The sequence below is a fragment of the Arenimonas sp. genome (genome assembly GCF_044348765.1).
Classification (GTDB): Bacteria; Pseudomonadota; Gammaproteobacteria; order Xanthomonadales; family Xanthomonadaceae; genus Arenimonas.
The window spans coordinates 1-4,981 of the sequence record NZ_JBIKSE010000062.1; the positions used below are offsets into that span (position 1 = coordinate 1).

The window sequence follows — 4,981 nt, forward strand, 5'->3', positions numbered from 1 at the left end:
CACTGCGATACGGCTAATGGCAGCTGGATCCAAGCCGGCGGCAGGCGCGACGCCGCTGGCGGATGCATTGACGCGCAGCCATTTCAGTTCCATCTCATCCGGCACGATCTGGCTCGGCTCGGTACCGACGCCGTCCATGACCACATAGGCCTGGCTGCCGAACGGTTCGCCACCGACCACTCCGATTTTCGAACGGCCGATTTCGATGCCGTTACGCAGCGCAATCACGGTCTGGTTACGCGTACTAATCAGCACGGTGACCGGGCCGAACGGGGATTTCTCCGGCTGCCAGCGGTAGGCCTCATACGTCGACAGCGGCTCGACCGGCACCACTTTGCCTTTCTCGTTCACCGACTGCGCGAACAGGGTCGGATCAACCACATTCTGCGGACTGGTGATCTTGTCGTTGCTGACGATGACGGTCATGCCGAGTTCGGTTTCGGCAAACAGGCGCCGGGCGAAACCATCAGGCATGCGCACGCAGCCGTGCGAAGCCGGGTAGCCGGGCAGATTGCCGCTGTGCAGGGCGATGCCGTCCCAGGTCAGGCGCTGCATGTAAGGCATGGCCGCCGGCCGGTTCTGCGAATCCTTGTACAGGCTGGATTTGTGATCTTTGTTCTTCTGCAGAATGGTGAACACGCCGGTCGGGGTGTCGTGACCTTTCTTGCCGGTGCTGACCGTGGTCACCGCCACACGCACGCCGTTGCGGTACAGATAGGCTTTCTGCTGGGTGATGCTGACCAGCATCAGCATCGGACCCTGCGGCACGGCTTCGGCATACCAGACCCACTGGCCGGGCTTGAGCGCTTCGCTCGGGGTATTGGCCGGCATGGCCTGCGGTGCGGCCTGCGCATGCAGGGAAGACAGGGCGAGGGTCAGGGCGGTGGCGAGCAGGATTTTTTTCATGGTGGGCTTCCGGGCGGGGGTCAGAAAATGCGGCAGAACACGGCTTTAAGGTAACGGCTTTCCTTCACATGCGCCATATACGGGTGGTCGGCGCCAGCGCCCGACACTTTAAGAATTTGGGCACGGCGTCCGGCGAAAAAGGCCGCACGGCGAATCATGTCAAGGAAGTCCTCTTCGCTGACCAGACCCGTACACGAACAGGTCAGCAGGATACCGCCGGGCTTGACCACGCTCATCGCCAGCTTATTCATGTCGTTGTATTTTTTTAGCGCCGAAATCACCTGCTCGCGGTCGCGGGTCAGTTTCGCCGGATCCAGAATCACCACGTCCCAGGCATCGCCGCGGGCGGCGGCATCGCGCAGGTAGGGAAACAGATCGGACTGCACGAACTTGACCTTGGCATTATTCAAATATGCGTTCTTGCCGGCAATCTCGAGGATTTCCTCATCCAGATCGATGCCGGTAACTTCGCTGGCGCCGCCGCGGGCTTTGGCATAAATGGCGAATCCGCCGGAGTTGCAGCAGATGTCCAGTACCGTTTTGTCTTTCACCAAGTGCGAGAGATACTCGCGGTTGTCGCGCTGGTCGGCAAAGAAACCGGTTTTATGGCCGGAACCGGGACTGGCGCGGAATTTCAGACCGTATTCGGTGATCACGCTCGGCTCGGGCGCATCGGGGGCACGGAAGTCGAAGCTTTCCTGCTTTTGCACGTGCTCCTCGGCAAAGCTGTAGAAGCGACAGCCCGGGAATTGCGCACGCAAAGCGGCGTAAATCCATTCCCGATGGCGGAAAGCCCCGGCCGAGAAGAACTCCACCACCAGCAGATCGCCGTAGCGGTCGACCACCAGACCGGACAGGCCATCGCCCTCGGAGTGCACCACCCGCCAGGCATCGGACACCGCATCCAATTGCAATAGCTCGCGGCGCAACGCGACCGCTTCGGCGATCTTGCGCTGGAAGAAGGCCTCATCGACCGCTTCCTCGAAATCCTCGGTCAGCACCCGCAGGGCGATGCGCGAGTGACCGTTGTAGAAACCACGGCCGACCCAGTGGTTGGTGGCGTCGACGATATCCACGATGCTGCCGGGGCGCGGCTTTTGCTCGGGTTTTTCCACCATTTTCTGGAAAATCCAGGGGTGGGTCGATTTGCGCTCGATTTTCAAGCGGACGAAAGGTAACTCGGTGCTCAGGCTCATGTTTGTATTGTAAGCGTAAACGCGCAAGATGACTTTTCCGGGCTATCCGGCTATGATGGGCGCCGAAGGGGAGTAGCTCCCGCTATCGCGTCGTCAGCACGGGGCCGCCGCCCCCGGTGCGATAGGCAGTTCATCTGCTAGCAAGACCTTCGCAGCACCTCGATGCCCTCGGGGTTTTATTCTGTTGCGAATGGAGAGTTTTGCATGATCAGCATTGCCACCCCCACCATGTGGGCGGTTTTCACTATATTTGTCATCTTGGCGCTACTCGTCGACCTGTTGGTGCTTAAAGCCAATGGGCCGCATAAGGTCAGCACCAAAGAAGCCCTGATCTGGAGCATGGCCTGGATTGCATTGGCCTTTATTTTCAACGCCGGTCTGTGGTGGTACCTGAAAGACAGCGGCAGTCCGGATGCCGACCGGATTGGCATGGAGTTTTTGACCGGTTATCTGGTCGAGAAAGCCTTGGCGGTCGATAACATTTTCGTGTTCCTGATGATCTTCACCTACTTCGCGGTGCCGGCACCCTCGCAGCAGCGTGTGCTGATTTACGGCGTCCTGGGTGCCATCGTGTTGCGCGCGATCATGATTTTCATCGGCGCCGCATTGATCCAGCAGTTCCATTGGATCCTTTACTTCTTCGGTCTGTTCCTTCTGGCCACCGGCGCTAAAATGCTGTGGGCGGCCGGAAAAGAGCCGGATATGGAGAAAAACCCGATTCTGCGCTGGATTACCGGTCACCTGCCATTGACCCGTCATTACCACGGTGAATCCTTCATCGTGCGCGAAGACGGTATCAAGAAATACACGCCGCTGTTCGTGGTGATGATGATGGTCGCGTTCACCGACGTCATTTTCGCGGTCGATTCGATTCCGGCCATTTTCGCCATCACCACCGATCCGTTCATTGTCTTGACCTCGAACGTGTTCGCGGTGCTTGGCCTGCGCGCGCTGTATTTTCTGCTGGCTGGCATGGCCGAGAAATTCCATCTGCTGGCCTATGGTTTGGCGCTGGTGTTGATGTTCATCGGCGTGAAAATGCTGATTGTGGATTTCTACAAGATTCCGGTCGGCATTTCGCTGGGCGTGGTGGCGGCGCTGATTACCGCGGCCATGGCGTTCAGCCTGATGTTCAAGCCGAAGGAAAAAAAGGCCGTGGTCGGCGAAGAATACCTGCTCAAGGACGAATAATCCCGGCTCGCCGGGAAACGGGGCTTGTGCTTTCGGGCACAGCCCCCACTTCCTTTCAATGGATGCCGAAACCCTTTACCAAACCCGCAACGCCGCCTATCTCGGGCGTGTAAAACGGCAATTCAACCGCGCATTGACACTCAGCCTGAGCTGGATTGCCATGCTGTTGGCGGTATTTCTGATGCAGGACCGGCTGTTCGATACCCGGGCGCTGGCCATCGAGCCGCAGAAAACAGAGGGACTGATTGGCATACTCAGCGCGCCAATGCTGCATGGCTCGTTCGAGCACCTGGCCTCGAATGCCTTCGCCATTCTCATTTTGGGCACCCTCGCCGGCAGCCTGTTTCCACGCGCTAGCCGGGCGGCATTGCCTGTGGTCTGGATCGTTTCCGGTATAGGCACCTGGTTCATCAGTCTCGGCGGCCACCACATCGGCGCCAGTGGCGTCACGGTCGGCTTGATGTTCTTTCTGATCGCCCAAGGCCTGCGTCGACGCGATCGGATGTCCTTGGCCGGATTGATGTTGGCCCTGTTCTTCTTCGGTGGCATGGTGCTTTCGGTTTTGCCGCAGGAGGCCGGAGTGTCTTGGGAATACCATCTGTCCGGCGCGTTAGTCGGCTTCGTGTGCGGCCTGCTCTTCGCCGGATGGGACGAGCAAGCCCCGGAGCGTCTTTACAGCTGGGACCTGGAGCCTGAGGCCGGCGATGCGGATGCGGAGCTGCAGCTGCCGAAAGCGCAGGAGGTGCCGGTGCTCTGGCAGCGTCCGGAACCCCGCGGCGGGGACAAAGTGTTGCCGTTCCGGCGCCCCGATTCTTGATCGGAATCATGCCCGGACGCGGTAAGCGGAGTAAAATGCCGGCAAGCACCGGGGAATCCGCCATGACCACACCGCAACGCGTAGAACACCAGCAGACCGACAAAGGCTCGGTGCCGGTTTACACCACTGCCGTGGTCGAGCAGCCGTGGGAACACTACAGCGAAACCGACCATGTGGTCTGGCGCACTCTGTTCCGTCGCCAGCAAGCCCAAATCGGGCAGCAGGCCTGCCGCGAATTTCTGGACGCTACCGCCGCCATGGGCATGAGCGAGGCAGCCATTCCCAAATTCAGTGAATTGAATGCGATTCTGCACGCCACCACCGGCTGGCAGATTATCGGCGTGGAAGGTCTCCTGCCGGAGCTGGACTTCTTCACGCATCTGGCCAACCGCCGCTTTCCGGTGACCTGGTGGATCCGTCGGCCCGACCAGCTCGATTACCTGTCGGAACCCGATCTATTCCATGATCTGTATGGCCATGTGCCGCTGCTGATGAATCCGGTATTCGCCGATTATATGCGTGCCTATGGTCAGGGCGGTCTGCGCGCGCACGGCTTCGGCACCGAAGCATTGGCACAACTGACCCGGCTGTATTGGTATACGGTCGAATTCGGCCTAATCAATACCGCCGATGGCCTGCGTATCTTCGGTGCCGGCATTCTGAGCTCGAAGGGCGAATGCGACTACAGCCTAAATTCACCTGCACCCAACCGCATCGGCTTCGATCTGCAGCGCGTGATGCGCACGCGTTACCGTATCGACACCTACCAGAAAACCTATTTCGTCATCGACAGCTTCCAACAACTATTCGAGGCCACCTTTGCCGATTTCGAGCCAGTGTATGGGCAACTGAAAAGTCTTGAACCGATTCC

The 4,981-nt window shown here is 59.2% G+C and carries 5 protein-coding genes; 3 read left to right on the plus strand and 2 right to left on the minus strand.

Annotation, left to right across the window (positions count from 1 at the left end; translation table 11 throughout):
• Positions 1-906: L,D-transpeptidase family protein (locus tag ACIQ0Q_RS08180; protein ID WP_395772447.1), on the minus strand; the 906-nt coding region annotated here is incomplete at its 3' end.
• A gap of 20 nt (positions 907-926) precedes the next feature.
• Entirely contained in the window at positions 927-2,102 is a 1,176-nt protein-coding gene (locus tag ACIQ0Q_RS08185; protein WP_395772448.1) for a class I SAM-dependent rRNA methyltransferase, read from the minus strand.
• A 204-nt stretch (positions 2,103-2,306) separates the two neighbouring features.
• On the opposite strand from ACIQ0Q_RS08185, the gene ACIQ0Q_RS08190 reads away from it, so the two are divergent.
• From ACIQ0Q_RS08190 to phhA, 3 genes are all read left to right on the plus strand, one after another.
• A complete protein-coding gene (locus ACIQ0Q_RS08190) occupies positions 2,307-3,293 on the plus strand; it encodes a TerC family protein (protein WP_395772449.1) in 987 nt (328 codons plus the stop codon).
• Positions 3,294-3,351: 58 nt separating this feature from the next.
• Positions 3,352-4,110, plus strand: coding sequence for a rhomboid family intramembrane serine protease (locus tag ACIQ0Q_RS08195; RefSeq protein ID WP_395772450.1), 759 nt, complete (start codon positions 3,352-3,354; stop codon positions 4,108-4,110).
• Positions 4,111-4,172: 62 nt separating this feature from the next.
• Positions 4,173-4,981: phenylalanine 4-monooxygenase (gene phhA, locus ACIQ0Q_RS08200; RefSeq protein ID WP_395772451.1), on the plus strand; the 809-nt coding region annotated here is incomplete at its 3' end.

Excerpts from the sequence above, each read along its gene's own strand:
- ACIQ0Q_RS08190 (WP_395772449.1), top strand. The coding sequence starts at position 2,307 with ATGATCAGCATTGCCACCCCCACCATGTGGGCGGTTTTCACTATATTT.
- ACIQ0Q_RS08195 (WP_395772450.1), top strand. The coding sequence starts at position 3,352 with ATGGATGCCGAAACCCTTTACCAAACCCGCAACGCCGCCTATCTCGGG.
- ACIQ0Q_RS08185 (WP_395772448.1), bottom strand. The coding sequence starts at position 2,102 with ATGAGCCTGAGCACCGAGTTACCTTTCGTCCGCTTGAAAATCGAGCGC.